The organism is Vibrio sp. 10N.247.311.12 (assembly GCF_041467515.1).
GTDB classification, from domain to species: domain Bacteria; phylum Pseudomonadota; class Gammaproteobacteria; order Enterobacterales; family Vibrionaceae; genus Vibrio; species Vibrio crassostreae_C.
Genome location: NZ_JBFSUV010000012.1, coordinates 66,328 through 84,234, shown reverse-complemented (window position 1 = coordinate 84,234; position 17,907 = coordinate 66,328). Strand labels below are relative to the sequence as shown.

The window sequence follows — 17,907 nt, the reverse complement described above, 5'->3', positions numbered from 1 at the left end:
CAGTAGAAAGGAGATGGATGCTCTTGGATGGGATAGCTGTGACATTATTATTGTAACTGGTGACGCTTATGTCGATCACCCGAGCTTTGGTATGGCTATCATCGGCCGTCTGCTTGAAGCTCAAGGTTTCCGCGTGGGCATTATTGCTCAACCAAAGTGGGACAATAAAGATGCCTTCATGAAGCTAGGTAAACCTAACCTATTCTTCGGCATCACAGCGGGTAACATGGACTCCATGATCAACCGCTACACCTCTGATCGCAAATTACGTCACGATGATGCTTATACTCCGAACAATGAAGGTGGCAAGCGTCCTGATCGTGCAACTCTGGTTTATTCTCAACGTTGTCGTGAAGCTTACAAAAGCACGCCAATCGTGCTTGGTGGTATTGAAGCGAGCTTACGTCGTGTAGCTCACTACGACTACTGGTCAGATAAAGTTCGCCGCTCTGTATTGTTTGATGCAAAAGCTGACATTCTTCTTTTTGGTAACGCTGAGCGTGCACTGGTTGAAGTAGCACACCGCATTGCCGATGGTGAAGACATGTCTACGCTGACCAATATCCGCGGTACTGCTATCAATCTTCCTGCGGCCCCTGAAGGCTTCAAGATCATTGACTCTTCTCGTATCGAAAAGCCGAACAAAGCGTATGTTCCGGTTAACCCGTACGAAGTTGAAACTCAGTGTGATACCAAGAAAGACGAAAAAGAAGAAGTAAAAGCGCAACCTATTACTATTCGCCCTTCTCGTCACGATGCAAAAACTACAGCGGTTCGTATCCCAGGTTACGAAAAGCTAAACAATGACCGTATTCTTTACGCTCACGCTAGTCGTATTCTGCACCTTGAGACAAACCCGTACTCAGGTCGTGCTCTGATTCAACGTCACGGTGATCGCGAGCTTTGGATTAACCAAGCGCCTATTCCATTGACCACAGAAGAGATGGACTACGTGTTTGGCCTTGCGTACAAGCGTGTTCCGCACCCGATGTACGGCAAAGCGAAAATCCCAGCATACGACATGATCAAAACCTCAGTTAACATCATGCGTGGTTGTTTTGGTGGTTGTTCTTTCTGTTCAATCACAGAGCACGAAGGTCGCATCATTCAGAACCGTTCGAAAGAATCTATCTTGGATGAGATCGAAGACATTAAAGATAAAGTACCGGGCTTCACAGGTACTATTTCTGACTTGGGCGGCCCAACGGCGAACATGTACCGTTTAGGTTGTTCAGATCCAAAAGCTGAAATTAACTGTCGTCGTCCATCATGTGTGTTCCCGAAAATCTGTGAAAAGCTAAACACAGACCATCAACACACTATCGACCTGTACCGCTCTGCGAGAAAAGTACCGGGTGTTAAGAAGATCATGATCGCTTCTGGTGTACGTTACGACTTAGCGATTGAATCTCCAGAATACGTTCGTGAGCTTGTGACTCACCACGTTGGTGGTTACTTGAAGATTGCTCCAGAGCATACTGAAAAAGGCCCACTGGATCTGATGATGAAGCCGGGCATGGGCACTTACGATCGTTTCAAAGAGATGTTCGAGAAGTACAGCGCTGAAGCCGGTAAGAAACAGTACTTAATTCCTTACTTTATCTCTGCTCACCCGGGCACAGAAGATGAAGACATGCTTAACCTAGCAATGTGGCTGAAAAAGCACAACTACGAGTGTGACCAAGTACAGAACTTCTACCCATCGCCAATGTGTAATGCAACGTCGATGTACTACTCAGAGACTAACCCTCTGAAACGCGTGAAATATAAGAAGCGTGAAGATGTTCCTGTGCCGAAAGGTGATCGTCAACGTCGTCTGCATAAAGCACTGCTTCGTTACCACGATCCTGAAAACTGGAAAATCATCCGTGAAGCACTGATCAGCATGGGTAAACAGCACCTAATTGGTGACAAAGCAAACTGCCTAGTACCAGCAGAAGACTTTGATGCACAAACACCGGCACAACGTCGTAAGTCTGGTCGTCACGGTTCACAACGCTTTGCGACTAAGCACAGTAAATCTCAGCCAGGTCTTGGTGGCGAAAGCCCACGTAACCACTCTGGTAAGAAACCGGGTGGCAAGAAGCCGAATGGTAACGGCAACGGTAGCCAAGGTAATGCTAACCAAGGTGGCGGTAATGGCAATGCTCGTAAACCAGCGACTGGCTTCATTAAGAAAGGTCCTGGTGGTCAGAAATCACAAGGTAATGGCGGCGGAAATGGCAAACCAAACCGTAACAAAGCGGGCAATGGTCAAGGTGGCAAACCTGCAAGTAACGGCAAGAACCGCCAGCGCGCAGCACAACGCTAATATCGCGAACCGATTGACTTCGCTATCGTAAAAACACAAAGCGCAGCTATTTAGCTGCGCTTTTTTGTGTCTGTTACAAGATAGCCTAACGAGCAAACACCCAATACTGACTAAGCAAATAGTTACTGACCATGCCCACCAAGATGCCAACCGCCATTGCGATAAACACTGCCCCAGTAAATGCAGGCAGCAATTCAGTCATCAACTTAAAGCACAGCAAATTAGGTATCGCCGATATTGATGCAGAGAACATGAACTTTTGCCATTGAATCAGCTTTTCGGACCAATTCCCCTGCCCTTTGAATTCAAAGGTCAACACTCGATTTCCAAACCAGGTTGTCGTTGCTGCAACGATGAAAGAGCCAATTCGAGCACTCATTAACGGCAGCCCAATAACGTAATGCAGCAACGCAAACACGGCACAATCGACAACAAAGCCACCCGACCCCACCATAGCGAATTTAATCATCTTATGATGAGGTTGTAGTTTTTGGTTTAGCACGTCGAACTTGTGGCTAAACAGTCTCGATGACGAGTTAAAATTGAACATCGCCATCACTTCGAATATGGCTCAACGATAGATTTGGTTTGATGTTTTGGCTATGACAACTAAATAGAGCGCGCTTGATCTTCACCGTCGGCTCTAAAATACAGGTCAACGCATTGTCTTTAATCTTGGTTTCCACTTCCGCTCTTTTACCAATCAGATAGAACTTGTCGATACCATCTAACTGCTTAACATCAAGTAGCTTTTTCGCTTGTCCATGACTGTAAAATTGCCCAGAGAACGGTCGTTTACCGATGTAAAAGCTCGGCGCTTCATCCGTGATCTGCTCGAAGATAATACGGTCACTTTTCTCGTTCGCTTTGCCTAGGTTGAGGTAGACCATCGCAATCATTAACAGCACAGGTAGCACCAAAGCCACACTCGAGAACCACTTCTTATCTTTTTCTACCACAAGCGTTGCCACCAGCAAGCCAAGGGCTGGAATACCCGGTAGGACGTAAGCTGGAAGAATATTACCCGCCATAGTGAAAAGAATTAGAGGAGAGACCAACCAACACACAAGGAATGAAAACAACCCACTATGTTCAGCGTTAACTTCTGCGATTTTCTTACGACGGGCGAAAGTCAAAATAGGCAACACAATCGACCACGGCGCAGCTGCTTGAATCCAGAAAACCCAAATCATGCCTCTTGTTTCATCATGGGCTGAACCATAAAGATCCCCTTCCCAACCACTCACAACAAAACGCTTAAAGTGTTCGCCAACAATAAAGTAGTCGATGAAGCCCGGCGTTGCCATTTCAGCCATGATGTACCAAGGTAGAGCAATCGCTAACATCACACCTAAACCAGACAACAATGGGAAACGTTGCCAAAGCGCTTTGAAAGCACCAAAGAAGCCGTGTTGTAATACCAACCAAGGGAAAACTGCGATACCCATGATGACAATCGCTACCGGCCCTTTTGCCAGCAAGCCTAATGCTAAACCAATGAAACCAACATAACCCCAAGACCGATTAGTCTTCGCACTCCCTTCTCCCTTCGAACCCTCTCCTCCTAACCAACATAGGTAGAAACCTAACATGGCTATGGTCATCGCTAACGTTAATGCCATGTCAGTCATAACAGCACCCGCCGCGATAGAGAAAATCCCACATGTCGCCAATACCACGGCCGCCACCAAGGCACTTTGTCCGGTGCGCTTAGCCATGTACGCAACCAACAAAATCGTCGCAAAACCTGCTAACCAGTGTGGCGCACGCACAGCAAACTCACTCAAACCAAACAGCTCAATGCCAATCGCGCTCATCCAGGTAAACATCGGAGGCTTACCCCAGAAAGGGATGCCGTAATCAAATTGAGGGGTTAACCAATTGCCGGTTTCTACCATCAAGCGAGCCATCTCACCGTAGCGCGCTTCCGTAGTGTCCATTAAAGGGTATGTCGCCAGAGATAAGAGCCTTAGAACCAATGCAAAAGCCAACAAATACCATAGGTGCGTTCGGTTCAGGCTCATGCTGACTCCTCTAATTTAAAATGCGTTTTTAATGCAGGGGTATCGACCACCGATTGGATCAGATACAAAGGACGGTTCTTGGTTTCGATGAAAATACGACCTATGTATTCCCCCATTAAACCAATACTCAGAAGTTGAATGCCGCCAAGGGCAAGTTGAACCACCATCATTGACGGGTAGCCCGTAATAGGCTCACCAAACATCATGTTTTTGAGCACGATGAAGACGCCATACACGAAAGCAGTAAGCGCCACTAATCCACCAACGGCCGTCGCAATACGCAGTGGGCGGATAGAAAATGATGTGATGCCATCCATCGCCAATCCGATGAGTTTCAGGTAGTTCCACTTGGTCTCGCCACAGAAGCGAGCGTCGCGCTTAAACTGAATCGTTGCTTGTCTAAAACCTGGCCATGAAAAGATGCCTTTCATGTAACGGTTACGTTCAGGCAGTTGGTTGATATGGTCGACAACCTCTCGGCTTAACAGTCGGAAATCACCGACATTTTCTGGAACATCGATCTTCGCTGCCACGTTCATGACTTTGTAAAAGCTTGCTGCTGAAAACTTCTTAAACCACGTTTCACCATCACGTTGGCTACGCTGCATATTGACGACGTCATAACCTTCGCGCCATTTGCCAACCATTTGAGGAATCAGCTCGGGTGGGTCTTGTAGATCGGCATCGAGCAAGATCACAGCTTGTCCTCGGCAGTGTTCGAGGCCAGCACTCATCGCTGATTCTTTACCAAAGTTACGGCTTAAACCGATCACAGAAATTGAGCTATTGATTGAAGTGAATGAACTCACCAAATCCAAGCTGTTGTCTTTGCTGCCATCATCGACATAAACAATTTCACTGGTGATGGGTAAGCTATCCAGTACCTTGGTTAAGCGAGAATGAAACTCTTCTAACACCTCTTGTTCATCGTAAAACGGCACAATGATCGATAGTGAAACGGCGGGATTGATCCGTGATGTGGAGACTTTAGGTCGGCTAATATGAAGTTCAGACATAATACGTTCTTCTATTTTTTAATCTGAAGCCAATCTACTCTCCCATAAGTGAAAGTTATGTTATTGACATATTTTTCACGCTCACTCAGGATAATGTTACTGTCTATTTCTGTATGAGAATCAAAATGAAACGAGTTCTATTAGTCGAAGATAACCGTGAAATTGCAGGTGTCTTGTTTGATTATTTTGAGTGTATAGGCATGGAACTCGATTATGCGGACAACGGCGAACTCGGCCTGCAACTCGCGTTGGAAAACTCATTTGATATCATCATATTGGATCTGATGTTGCCAAGAATGGACGGCCTCACGGTTTGTAATAAACTGCGAGACCAAGGCAACGCGACACCTATTTTGATGTTGACTGCGTTAGATAGCCGCGATGATATGTTAAAAGGGTTTGAGCATGGTGCCGATGACTATCTAACCAAACCTTTTGATTTGGATATTTTGGAAGCCAGAATGAAAGCGCTTGTTCGTCGTTACCGAGGAAAAGTGGCTTCTTCTAAATTGCAGTTTGATGAACTCACCATCGACCAAAAAACGCGTAAAGCGTACCGTCAAGATAAGTTACTCGCACTCAACCCAACCACTTACACCATCCTTGAGATGTTGTGCCAAAAAGCACCAGAAGTGGTTACTCGCGAAGATATTTCCTACAAACTCTGGGAAGAAGACGAACCCAACAATGATGTGTTGCGCAGTCACATTTATCAGTTACGTAATCAACTCGACAAGCCTTTTGACACTCAGATGTTAATTACGGTGCCTAAAGTTGGCTTCCGATTGGAGCCATCGAATTGATTTCAAATGTTCTTACAAGCACAAAAACCCTAACGGGCCGCTTAGCGGTTTTCTTTGGGTTAATGGCCGTAATTGTGTCGGCATTTGTCTATGTGGTATTTATCACAGCCCTGTACTTGTCGGAAGACCGCGTGGGTGAAAGACGCATCCTAATTGACCGCAACTATGCAGTCGGGTTATTCCAGTCAGGCGAAAGTGGAGAGCTTCGTATTGATGACCTGACTATCGCTTACAACGATCTTTCCTATCTACCGAAAAAGTATTTAAAGTATATTGAAGGCAAAGAAAATTTCATTGGTGAGGTCGGTGAAGATCCAGAATCTCGCATGGTCTATGTAGGCGAGTATACTCATGAAGGTAGAACTCACCCTATTGTTCTGCTTTCTGAAATAGACCGTGTCGAGCTTAGTGTCTTTGAGCTCGTTTATGCCACCACATTTGTATTAGCCCTTCTCTCTATTCTAATATTCAGCTTCGGAGCTCTGCTCTATCGGTTGTCTAAACGGCTAATTGAGCCCTTCAACTCCCTGTCTGAACAGCTTGAATCCAATAAGCTCAATCTAAACGAAGAATTTGGAGTGAATGACGATGCGGCGGTGGAGTTTCGTCAGTTGACGGATCAACTCAATCAATACAGAAGAGAAATCAATTCTCTAGTAAAACGCGAGCAAGCTTTCGCACGCTACTCAAGTCATGAACTAAGAACTCCGTTGACTGTTGCTCGTGGTGCCAACAAACTGTTACTGAGAAGCGAAACAACCGAATTTCAATCTCGTCAGGTTGAACGTATTGATGAAGCCATTGTTCAAATGTCTGAAATGGTCGATGCACTGCTTGGTCTCGTTCGCTATGAAAGAAACAGTGACGATGCACCTCTACGTTTATTCAGCCAGCAAGAGCTAGAGACTATCGTTTCTAAAAATTCGTTGCAGGCTGACGAGAAGGAAGTCGCGATAACCTTACAAGTTCAATCAGAACCCACAATTCAGGCCACCAGCGCGATAATGAATATGTTGGTCGGAAACTTGTTGAGAAATGCCATTGCAGCGACCAATAGTGGCACCGTAACGGTCACTCTGTCCCAAGAGAGTGTTGTGATTGAAGATCAAGGCGAAGGCCTACAAGAACAGTACAATCCAAATGGGCATGGGTTAGGTTTATTGATTGTCGAGGACTTATGTCAACGCTTCCAATGGGGCTTTGAATTGGTCAATCGCAGCTGTGGTGGATGCACCGCCAAGATCACCTTTCAAGCCGATTCAACCTCACCAATTATCGAGCGAACAAACTCGTAACGCAGAGCTCAATATCCAATGAAAACTTGATTTAGTTGGTTTACAGCACTCGCTCGCTACTAGATACTTACTAATCCTATTTGATATAAAAATGCTGGCTCTTTAGTCAGCATTTTATCTAAGTGCGATGAAACTAAATAATAGCCCTGTAACTCAGCATCAATACAATAAGCACACCTTTTTCTTAAAGCGTGACGATCAACTTCACTCCCATTTTTGTGGCAATAAAGCCCGAAAGTTCATGAAACTACTCGAAGACGAGCACCCAAATGTCACCACTTTAATCAGCTACGGTTCTGCTCAAGCTAATTCTCTGTTTTCGCTCGCTGCACTTGCTAAAATTAAAGGCTGGACGCTTGAATTTTATGTCGACCACATTCCTCAATGGCTACAAGAACGCCCGCTAGGTAACTACCGTGGCGCTATCGATCTTGAGGCTAAGGTTATTTCAGTCAAAGAAACAGGCTCTGAGCTTCATCCACAGACGTATATTGAGCAAGTCAGACAGCCTGACTCACAATGCATTGTGTTACCAGAAGGTGGACGCTCTCAGCTTTCTGAATACGGCGTGAAACAACTAGCCATTGAAATACTCAGCTGGACTCGCTTTGAAAACCAATACGATTTTGTTGTGGCCCTACCCGCAGGAACTGGCAGTACTGCGCTGTACCTTCATAAGCATTTAAAAATGCACAACATCCCAGTGTTAACCTGTGCTTGTGTTGGTGGCAGTGACTATTTAACGCAGCAATTCAATGAGCTTGGCGAAACCGATCACCCGCAGATATTACCGCTTAAAGCCAAACACCACTTTGGTAAGTTGTACCAGCAGGACTATCAAACTTGGTTGGCTCTACAAGAACAAACTGATATTGAATTCGACCTGCTCTACGACCCATTAATGTGGCAATGCTTAGAACAATGGCAAGAAGATAACCCAACCAAAACTGTCATCTATATCCATCAAGGTGGTATCTTAGGTAATGAGTCGATGTTGCCGCGCTATCAACGTAAGTACCCAGAACTTCGAAGTAGTCACACCGCTGATAACGCTACTTGGTAGTAATCCGTTCTTTTCTACTCTAATGCCCCGCGTTTCTGCGAACTGAGAATTTCTCAGCGCATCATGAACAGCCATCGCACTCCCTTTCGATGGCTGTTTATCAGTAATAGCCACCTGCTATCCCTGCCAGACATTTCAAGTTAGAGACAGAAATCTGGCGAGAATCATCGCGTTATCTATACTTTCGATTGGAACGTCAATTGTCATCGAAAGGAATTACGCATGCGAAAACTCACTACACTCGGCCTGTTTTCAGTTTTACTGCCCTTCTCTGCGATATCAGGAGAAAACGTCACTTACCAAGTCGATGGGATGGATTACGAAGGTTATTGGAGTGAGGCCAGTGACCAAGCACCTTTAGTACTGCTAATACACGATTGGGATGGCTTAACCGATTACGAAAAGAAACGTTCTGAGATGCTCAACGAACTCGGTTACAACGTGTTCGCCATCGACCTATTTGGTAAAGGCATTCGCCCGACCGAAGTGAAAGATAAAAAGCAACACACAGGCGAACTGTATAAAGACAGAGAAAAAATGCGTACGTTGCTCAACGCTGGTGCCATGGAAGCGAAAAGACTTGGCGGCAACTTAGATAACAACGTAATGATGGGATACTGTTTCGGCGGAGCCGCTGTATTGGAAGCCGCTCGTGCGGGCATTCCTTCGAAGGCTTATGTCACCTTCCATGGCGGTTTATCAACACCAAAAGGTCAAGACTACTCGCAGACAAAGGCTCCGGTTGTCGTGTTCCACGGTACGGCTGATGCCATGATTTCAATGCAAGACTTTGGCAACCTTGCCGCTGAACTTGAAACAACCAAAGTTCCGCATGAAATGATCACCTACAGTGGGGCGCCGCATGCCTTTACCGTGTTCGGCTCTAATAATTACCAAAATGAAGCTGACCAAAAATCGTGGGATAGATTTACCCATGTGCTAGAAACCACGACCAGATAATCTTCTCCCTCAGAACCCACAACCCCATTCGAAAACTTAAGAATGGGGTTGTTTAATTATCACTGCATCATCTCGCTACAAATAGCGGTGGATACTTAAGTCATCAGTTTTAATATCACTAGCTGAGCCACTGACCACGCTTGCCAAGATCTTTCCTGAGCCACATGCCATTGTCCAACCTAATGTCCCATGTCCAGTATTTGTAAATAGGTTCTTGATAGGCGTCTTACCGATAATAGGCGTACCATCCGGCGTCATTGGTCTTAACCCAGTCCAGTATTCAGCCTTAGAAAAGTCACCCGCTTGTGGGAAAAGATCTTTAATCACCATATCAATCGTGGCTTTGCGTTTTTCAGGGATAAGGTAATTAAACCCCGCAAGTTCTGCCGTCCCTGCAATGCGAATACGATCATCAAATCGCGTCATCGCTACCTTGTAAGTTTCATCCATCACAGTCGAGGTTGGTGACTTATCTGCATTCACGATCGGCAGTGTTAGCGAATAGCCTTTCACTGGATAAACCGGGATCGACAAATCGACTTGCTTCAACAGTTCTCGAGAATAGCTTCCTGAAGCGACCACGTAAGCATCCGCTTTGAACTCGCCTTGAGTCGTTGTAATACTCTCAATGGTTTGATTCTGATAATTCAAACTTACCACTTCGGTATTAAACACGAACTGAACGCCGAGTTGCTTGGCTTTTTCGGTCAAGGTTAAACAGAACTGATGACAATCACCGGTTTCATCGTGTGGTAAATACAGGCCGCCCACCAGCTTGTCTTTAACGTCTGCTAAGCCCGACTCCACTGACAGACACTGTTCAACATCAAACAACGAGTGTTCGATTCCACTCTCTGTTAACAGCTTCATATCCTGCTGAATAGCATCGAGTTGCTTCTCGCTTCGAAACACTTGTAGTGTCCCTTTTTGCCTACCTTCGTAAGCCAGTTGTTCACTGGTTCTTAGATGAGTGAGACACTCTCGGCTGTAGTTAGCGACTCGCAACATGCGCGATTTATTCTGTGCGTACTTGGCTTCATTACAGTTGGCGAGCATCTTAGTCGCCCAAGACATTAACTCTGGAGAAAGAGAAGGCTTCACTTTAAGTGGCGCATGTTCTTGGGTAAGCCATTTCATCGCTTTCAAAGGGATGCCCGGTGCCGCCCATGGTGATGAATAACCGTAAGAAATTTGCCCGGCATTCGCAAAACTGGTTTCTTTGCCACTGCTATCTTGACGATCAATAACCGTGACCGAGTGACCTTCTTTTGCCAAGTACCATGCGCTGGTCAATCCAATAACACCACTGCCAATTACAATAACTTCCATTCTCTTCCCCTAATGCCTGACAAAGCCAAATCTGTCGAACACAGCTGTCAGTCTAAAACTCGTTTCGTTAATAATTTGTAACTTATTCCGCATGTGTTGACTTAACAATAGAGGTGGCATTGACAAAACATCAATTCGACTCGAAAACAAATCCAGCAGTTTGGAAGTGTGATATTGGCGGTATTTGAAAGCTTAGGTAGGAGTCGCTAAGTAAACTGATTAAGCCTAGATATTGTAAGCGTCATGACTCAAGAAAGTGGCGTTCTCGAGTAAGAAATCTAACAAGGTTTCCGCTTGTAGCGTTAGTGCACGGCCTTTCAAAGATTGAACCTTAACCGTCGCCTTCGATAGCATCTCCAACTCGGTCGCAACCACTTCTATCTGCCCTGACTTTATCTCATCGATCACAGTGAGCTTAGGCATAAAGGTGACGCCCAACCCTGCTGAAACGAAGTTAGTCAGTGCCGTGACTGAGTTAGTTTGAAGTTTTGGCTGCAAGGTAAGATGGGAAATTTGTTCAGCCTGCTTTACTAGCCTCCCCATACCGGTCGAGTTATCGATCAAGGCGAGAGAAGCGTCTTGAATATCTTGCATTACCACTGGTGCTTCTTTCATCGTAAGGAAGTGCCCCTTCGGAGCAATCAATTCGAGCGGATGGCTGCGTTCAACGTGGGAGTGCAGTTTAGGGTGCGGTGCAGACGCATAGGTTATCGCAAAGTCTATCTGTTGATCTTCCAACATCTTGACTGCATCCAATGCCCCAGCGATCTCAATAGAAAGATTGATATCAGGATAACGAGTCATGAAGGTTTGCATCGGTTTTGACACCAAGTTGGTAATAAATCCTTCACCGATAGCAATGCTGACATTGCCTCCTTTGAGGTTTTTAAGCTTAGTTAGTCGAGCAAGTACAGCGGCCTCTCCACGAACAATGGAACGGTAGTAATTCAGCAGTTCATTACCCGCTTCGGTTAACAGTGATTGGCGGTTGTTGCGCTCCCATACTTTCATTTCCGCTTGCGCTTCTAACTGTGTCAACATCCGACTCATCGCGGCAGGGTCAACGTTCATCATCTTAGATGCCTTACGTAACGACCCATATTTTGACAACGCATTTAAATACTCAAGAGCACGGATATTAAAGTGGTGCATTCAACTTCCTTGTGATTCGACTAACACTTGATCAAGCGTCTCACAATTTTACTACGAACATATATCCCAATTTATCAAGATTGTAATTGCTCTTACTAACTTGTGCACCGAGTCACTTCAAGGCATTACATCAAAGGTTGATATACGTGTATTTTTTGCTGTAGATAACACAAAGGCGACAACTTTCGTCATAGCCTTTGTGGTCATTATCCCGATGTAAACCTCAAGCAGTCAATAACCGATCACTTCACTACAGACCAACAAAGAAACTGATCACCAATGCGTTGATCAAATCAACAAAGAAACCACATACTAATGGCACCACAATGAATGCTTGTGGGCTTGCGCCATATCGATGAGTTACTGCCGTCATGTTCACAATTGCTGTTGCGGTCGAGCCTAGAGTGATACCACCGAAGCCTGAACATATCACCACAGAATCGTAGTTTCTTCCCATCAAGTAATAAACGACAAACACAGTAAACAACAGGGAAAGCAAGATCTGGATACTCATGACAACAGAGATATAGCCAAACAGTCCATCGAGATCCCAGATACGCAACCCCATCAATGCCATGGTCAAGAACATGCCTAAACAAATATCAGAGATCATCGCTAAGCCTTTGCGGCCTTGAGCGATTTTCTCTTGTGTACGACGTTTCTTAAACAGTGCGCGACCAACGTTTCCGATTAGGATACCTGCGATCAAACAGCTAACGAATAACGGCAGTTTCAAACCCATTGAGTCGATAACTTCACTCAAGCTGTAACCCAGCATCAGTGTTAAGTTAAGAATCAACCATGCCCACAGAACGCCGTAGTGGCTTAGCTCTGTTTTTGTTTCACTCTCTTGGAATGCACCAACCGTAACCTCTTCTTCATTAGAAGGGCTTACTTTGTGTTTATTGAGCAGGTAGTTGGCAATCGGACCACCAATCACACACGCTGCAATTAAACCAACCGTGTTTGAAGCGACACCAAGTTCGAGCGCGTTAGCAATACCAAACTCTTCCACAAACATTGGCGCCCAAGCTAACGTTGTGCCTACGCCGCCTATCAAGCTAACAGACCCAGATAGCAAGCCTGCTTTCGCATCCATTCCAAAGCCAGAAGCGACTGCCATTCCGACTACGTTTTGCAACACGATAAAAATGGCAGCAAGACACAGTAAGATGAACAACGGTCGCCCGCCTTTAATCAGTGTTTTAATATCCGCTTGGAGCCCGATGCCAGCAAAAAAGTAGAGAAGCAAAAAGTCTCTGACATCTAGGCTAAAAGTGATTTGGATTTCAAAAATATAGTAAAGCGCCGCTACGGTCGCTGCGCAGACAAAGCCACCAATCACAGGCTCTGGCAGTGAATACTTTCTTAATACTTCAGATCGCTCGATCAAACCTTTACCGATAAACAGTAATGAAATCGCGATCGTAAAAGAGAGCATTGGAGAAACTAGGGTTTCTGTCATGAGGTTATGGATTCCTAATAGTTAGATTATTCATAATATTGCGTACTATTAATAATCTAGGTTCACGCCAAAAAATCAAGCGATTATCTATGATAAAAACACCTAATATGGTTAATTCTGCGACGGTATTAATAGAGATTATAACTATAAAGCAATGATTAAAGGAACGGATATTAGGGAGGTATACAGATGAGGTGGGATATAGAGGCTCTAAAACGAGAAAACCCCAGCATTTCTGCTAGGGTTTTGAATAGTGGTGGAAGGATGGGGATTTGAACCCCAGATACGCTATAAACGTATACTCGCTTTCCAGGCGAGCGCCTTAAGCCACTCAGCCATCCTTCCACAAATTGTGTGTTGAGCATGTCACTCAACGAGGCGCTACTTTATTGATTCTGCTTGCTTTGGTCAAGGGGCATTCTCAAAAAAAGTGCCTTTTTCGGTTTGTTCGATTACAAATTAACTCATTAGATCAAAAACAAACCAAATTTCATTCTTTCGCTGCACTTACGCTTATTGCTTTTCTTAAGCTTGTTGATAGTAGCCAGGAACTCGAAACCATTTACGACACATATCGAGGAAGTAGCCGTAAAGTACGCCCATACCGCACGAGATAACTGCATTACTGGTGACAGCCGTAACGATCTGGTCGCCTGAAGCACCCACTGCCAACAAAATACCCGCATACACTGGAGACTGGAATAACACGTATGCCATCAAATCAGACAAGTTTTTCATCAATGAGCTTTCTGAAAGTTTTGCACCATTGCGTAAGAACCAATCACGAAAAACGCCATAAGGCCAAGCGATAGCAATGTTTACAGGAATAGATAACGTTCGAGAAGCAAGAGATTGCTCAAACGTCATACCAGAAATAAACACTTCTACGATCATGCCAGAAATAAAACAGAAAACGACCATAGCAAATGTATCCGCAGCTGCGTTTCGAATACAAAATGGACCACGAGACTTCATTGACGACAAACCTAAAATATATCACTGCTTAATTAGTGATTTAGTAACATATAAACAAGGCACATTTGCACCTCACCAGATAATGTCGCTATTAAATCACAAGATTAGTAGTCATACACTCCAAATTGAAAATCAAGTTGTAAATTAACAACCAAAAACCACTTTAAAAGCAGTCACTTTCACCAAAAAATCCAACCAAGGTCAAATATTGGACAGTTCGTCATTTACTTACCGTAATTAAACAACATTTAAGCCATAGGTAGATTTACAGTAATGATATTAATGACATCTTGTGTAGGTGGTGATCCTAAAGCAACCTGCTCTAACGCTTTATCGACTTGTTCAGTAAGTTCCGCGTTGTTCATAGCTTCAACGTAGACACGTAGGCTCTCTAGTGCAAATTGAATCAGTTCTAGGTTGTTGTCTTCTAGCGCCACATACAACGTCACTAACAGCTCTTCAGTGTTATCTTTGTTGCGAAGATCAGGTTTAGGCAGTGACTCGCTTTTACTTTTCGAATCGTGTGGTTTTACGTCTTGGCTTTCGAGCTCATCCGCTTTTACTTCATGGTATTGATAAAGCTTATTTGAATAGCGGAACAAGGCATCATCCAGTTCACGCTCGTCAATCGGCTTAGCAATAATATAATCCACACCTGCCCCCAACATACGCTCACGAGTCTCTTTAAAGACATCAGCCGTACAACCAAACACCAATACCGATGACACATCGCCTATCAAAGCACGAATAGCAGTGGTTGATTCAACGCCATCCATCACAGGCATATGGTTATCCATGAGCACCAAATCAAAGCGCTCAGCAACCACGGCTTGTATCGCAAGTTCACCGTTTTCGACGCTCTTACAGGTAAAGCCTTTACTGCTCATGAAGGCTTCAATGATCACCGTGTTAGTTCGGTTGTCCTCGACGATCAGTACCTTTAAGCCAGAGTAGTCCAACTTCTTATGTGGCAAACTCTCGATTTCTCCTGGCTGACATGGCTGAATCTTCAAGCGAACATCAAAACTCGTGCCTATCCCTTCTTCACTGGTGACGGTAATACTGCCATCCATCAACTGGGCAATTTTCTTCACAATCGCGAGGCCAAGGCCAGTACCGCCAAAACGCCTTGTGGTCGAAGACTCCGCTTGTTCAAACGGTTTAAAAATACGCTTCTGAGCTTCTTTAGAAATACCAATTCCGGTATCACGAACTCGAATGCTCAGATAGGTGTCACTCCCCTCTACAACTTCTTTCAGGTACACCTCAACAAAGCCTCTGGAGGTGAACTTCACCGCGTTGTTCAATAGATTAAACAAAATTTGGCGAAGGCGAGCTTTATCTGAGAAGTACCAACGACCCGAAGTCACCTCAGAGTACACTTTGAATTGAAGCCCTTTCTCGGAAGACAATGTGTAGTAAACACTGTTAATACTGCCGATGATCGAATCAAGCGGGAAACGCGTTTCATCAAGATCCAACCTGCCCTGCTCGATCTTCGAGAAGTCTAAGATCTCGTTGAGTAGAGTCATCATATGATCGCCGGACTCATACAAGCTCTTAAGATGCTTCTCTTGTTCAGAATTTAGAGGCGTTTTTAATAGGATTTGAGCGGTACCCAATACCCCATTCATCGGAGTGCGAATTTCATGTGACAAGGTCGCAAGGAAAGCGGTTTTTGCATTAGTGGATGCCTGAGCTTTAACCTTTTCCGCTTCGAGATAAATGGTCTTTTCGTTGAAGGTTTTAATCAAATGGCCGATTTCGTCATCACTCGAGTAATCCACATCAATGATTTCGCCGGCTTTCGAACTATCAACCTGTGCTGCAATCCTTGTGATTGGACTAATCAAATAACGGTTCAATAAGTAATACCCCGCCATGACACAAAGTAGCAATAGCGGAACAATACCGCCTTCAATGCTCATCACCTGACGAAACACTTCGTCTTCTACTCGTGATTTGGAGTTCACCACATCCACTTGCCAGCCGAAATCACCAAATTGATTGCTACTGATGTAAATGCCTTCAACGAGATTAAAGTTATGCGAAACCAACACTTGGTTAAGCTTATCTCTGAGCGTAATGCCAAGGTTGTATTCTTCGGCGTGGTTCTTGATAAAACCAAGCAGCTCTTCGAGCGAGAGATCCACCGTGGCAACACCGGCAAAAGTACCGTCGTAATAATAAGGGGAAGACGCCGTAATCATTCGAACGTGTGTGTATGGATCGATATACACATCGCTCCAAGAGATCGTGCCTTGTTTTTGGTTGACGACAGAGGTGTACCAATACTCTTCTTGATAAGGGGCATTTTGGGGGTTGTTGTAAGAATATATCTGGTCGATTATTCCATCGTCGGCTTTATTAAAAAAGTAACTGTTGAGAAGCTTTTTAGAATCAAGCGCATAAGGTTCGGGCCAAATACCGGCACTGACAATTGTATCGTCGCTCGCCGCCAACATGGACTTAAAGAGCGGAATAACATCATCACCGTTACGATGCGCTTGAGCAAACCCAACGAGACTGTCTACGAAGCCTCGAGAACTACTGAGTGGCTCTGTAATCAATGCGGATAACAGTTGCGTACGCAAGTCGAGGTTTTGTTGTAATTTGGCGCGCACAGGGGATTCTACGACGTAATACGTCACACTACCGACAATGGCAATAAACATCGCAAGGTATAATCCAAGCGCTACCATGCTTTTTTTCTTTAAAGACGACCGTATCTGCATAATTCTTTTATTGTTTTCTTTTCTGTTAAACCTAGTGTTTATCATCCATGACATCAAGCCTTTTTAGATTGAAGCTTGATTGGCACAAGTTCATTGGTACTATAAGCGCAAATATGTTCCCTTTTACGGTACCTCACTTTGACTTTACAAGATATTCTTGCGCTTCCAGAGTTGGAAGGAAAGCTAATCACAGAACACAAAACAATGGGCTTTGTCACTGCAATGGCAGCGGCACCGAATGTGTTAACCCCGCATGAGTGGCTACCGTTCTTATGGGGTGGCGAAGAAGTCGCACCTTTTACGGATGGTGAACAGCTAGAAAGCTACATTGAAGTTATCATCGAGCTTTGGAATAAAACCCGCCCAGAACTGATTGAAGGGACTTGGGTTTGGCCTGAAGCTTGTCAATTAGACGACGAAGAAGTGGTGAACACTGCCGCTCGTGATTTTTGTGAAGGCTTGCTTCAAGGCTGGCAGATTGCTCGCGACGATTGGGAAACACTAATGCCTGAAGAGAGCGAAGATAACGCACTCGTTGGCGGTGTCCTGCTGTCACTGAGCATGCTTTACGATCCAGAAACGTCAATTGCTACGCTTGCAGAGCAAGGCATCGAAGGCCTAGAGCAGTTCGAAGAGATCTTTAACGCTGTTCCTGTGATGCTTTGCGGACTAACGCAGCGTGGCATTGCACTGGCTGAAGCTCAATAACAGTTAGCTTTATACAAGCCAAAAGGCCTCATTATGAGGCCTTTTTTAGTTTTCAGACGAAATAAAATAGT

The 17,907-nt window shown here is 44.8% G+C and carries 14 protein-coding genes and 1 tRNA gene; 6 read left to right on the top strand and 9 right to left on the bottom strand.

The annotated features are described in order from the left end of the window. Positions 1-13 precede the first annotated feature (13 nt). Positions 14-2,311 (top strand): YgiQ family radical SAM protein, encoded by a 2,298-nt coding sequence (locus tag AB6E30_RS07620; RefSeq protein WP_408063631.1) that lies wholly within the window; start codon positions 14-16, stop codon positions 2,309-2,311. Between the two features lie 85 nt (positions 2,312-2,396). Here AB6E30_RS07620 and AB6E30_RS07615 read toward each other — a convergent pair whose 3' ends face one another. From AB6E30_RS07615 to AB6E30_RS07605, 3 genes are read right to left on the bottom strand one after another with little or no spacing between them, the layout of a single operon-like run. Beyond that, positions 2,397-2,861 (bottom strand): GtrA family protein, encoded by a 465-nt coding sequence (locus AB6E30_RS07615; protein WP_017062031.1) that lies wholly within the window; start codon positions 2,859-2,861, stop codon positions 2,397-2,399. Next, on the bottom strand, positions 2,848-4,335 hold the full coding sequence (locus AB6E30_RS07610) for an ArnT family glycosyltransferase (RefSeq protein WP_372103160.1): 1,488 nt from the start codon (positions 4,333-4,335) through the stop codon (positions 2,848-2,850). The genes AB6E30_RS07615 and AB6E30_RS07610 overlap by 14 nt, the downstream gene beginning before the upstream one ends. Next, positions 4,332-5,351, bottom strand: coding sequence for a glycosyltransferase family 2 protein (locus AB6E30_RS07605; RefSeq protein WP_372103157.1), 1,020 nt, complete (start codon positions 5,349-5,351; stop codon positions 4,332-4,334). The genes AB6E30_RS07610 and AB6E30_RS07605 overlap by 4 nt, the downstream gene beginning before the upstream one ends. Before the next feature lie 125 nt (positions 5,352-5,476). Between AB6E30_RS07605 and AB6E30_RS07600 the strand changes: the two genes are divergently transcribed. From AB6E30_RS07600 to AB6E30_RS07585, 4 genes are all read left to right on the top strand, one after another. Beyond that, entirely contained in the window at positions 5,477-6,154 is a 678-nt protein-coding gene (locus AB6E30_RS07600; RefSeq protein WP_029224200.1) for a response regulator transcription factor, read from the top strand. Further along, a complete protein-coding gene (locus AB6E30_RS07595; RefSeq protein WP_372103154.1) occupies positions 6,151-7,449 on the top strand; it encodes a sensor histidine kinase in 1,299 nt (432 codons plus the stop codon). The genes AB6E30_RS07600 and AB6E30_RS07595 overlap by 4 nt, the downstream gene beginning before the upstream one ends. A gap of 127 nt (positions 7,450-7,576) precedes the next feature. Then, complete coding sequence (locus AB6E30_RS07590) at positions 7,577-8,512, top strand: 1-aminocyclopropane-1-carboxylate deaminase/D-cysteine desulfhydrase (protein ID WP_372103152.1); 936 nt, start codon at positions 7,577-7,579, stop codon at positions 8,510-8,512. Positions 8,513-8,734: 222 nt separating this feature from the next. After that, positions 8,735-9,472 (top strand): dienelactone hydrolase family protein, encoded by a 738-nt coding sequence (locus AB6E30_RS07585; protein ID WP_372103149.1) that lies wholly within the window; start codon positions 8,735-8,737, stop codon positions 9,470-9,472. 75 nt (positions 9,473-9,547) lie between these two features. Here the strand turns inward: AB6E30_RS07585 and AB6E30_RS07580 are convergent, their stop codons facing one another. The 6 genes from AB6E30_RS07580 to AB6E30_RS07555 form a co-directional block, all read right to left on the bottom strand. Next, positions 9,548-10,801 (bottom strand): D-amino acid dehydrogenase, encoded by a 1,254-nt coding sequence (locus tag AB6E30_RS07580; RefSeq protein WP_372103146.1) that lies wholly within the window; start codon positions 10,799-10,801, stop codon positions 9,548-9,550. Between the two features lie 225 nt (positions 10,802-11,026). Then, positions 11,027-11,953, bottom strand: a complete 927-nt coding sequence (locus AB6E30_RS07575; RefSeq protein ID WP_017062039.1) for a LysR family transcriptional regulator — start codon at positions 11,951-11,953, stop codon at positions 11,027-11,029. A gap of 250 nt (positions 11,954-12,203) precedes the next feature. Beyond that, complete coding sequence (gene gltS / locus AB6E30_RS07570; RefSeq protein WP_017062061.1) at positions 12,204-13,418, bottom strand: sodium/glutamate symporter; 1,215 nt, start codon at positions 13,416-13,418, stop codon at positions 12,204-12,206. Positions 13,419-13,672: 254 nt separating this feature from the next. Beyond that, positions 13,673-13,763: transfer RNA gene (locus tag AB6E30_RS07565), tRNA-Ser, on the bottom strand. A gap of 180 nt (positions 13,764-13,943) precedes the next feature. Beyond that, on the bottom strand, positions 13,944-14,393 hold the full coding sequence (locus AB6E30_RS07560) for an L-alanine exporter AlaE (protein WP_017062062.1): 450 nt from the start codon (positions 14,391-14,393) through the stop codon (positions 13,944-13,946). 248 nt (positions 14,394-14,641) lie between these two features. Then, the gene (locus tag AB6E30_RS07555; protein WP_372103143.1) at positions 14,642-17,095 is read right to left on the bottom strand and encodes an ATP-binding protein; all 2,454 of its coding nucleotides are present in this window, start codon (positions 17,093-17,095) and stop codon (positions 14,642-14,644) included. A gap of 171 nt (positions 17,096-17,266) precedes the next feature. Between AB6E30_RS07555 and AB6E30_RS07550 the strand changes: the two genes are divergently transcribed. Continuing rightward, positions 17,267-17,836 (top strand): UPF0149 family protein, encoded by a 570-nt coding sequence (locus AB6E30_RS07550; RefSeq protein ID WP_017062064.1) that lies wholly within the window; start codon positions 17,267-17,269, stop codon positions 17,834-17,836. Positions 17,837-17,907 lie beyond the last annotated feature (71 nt).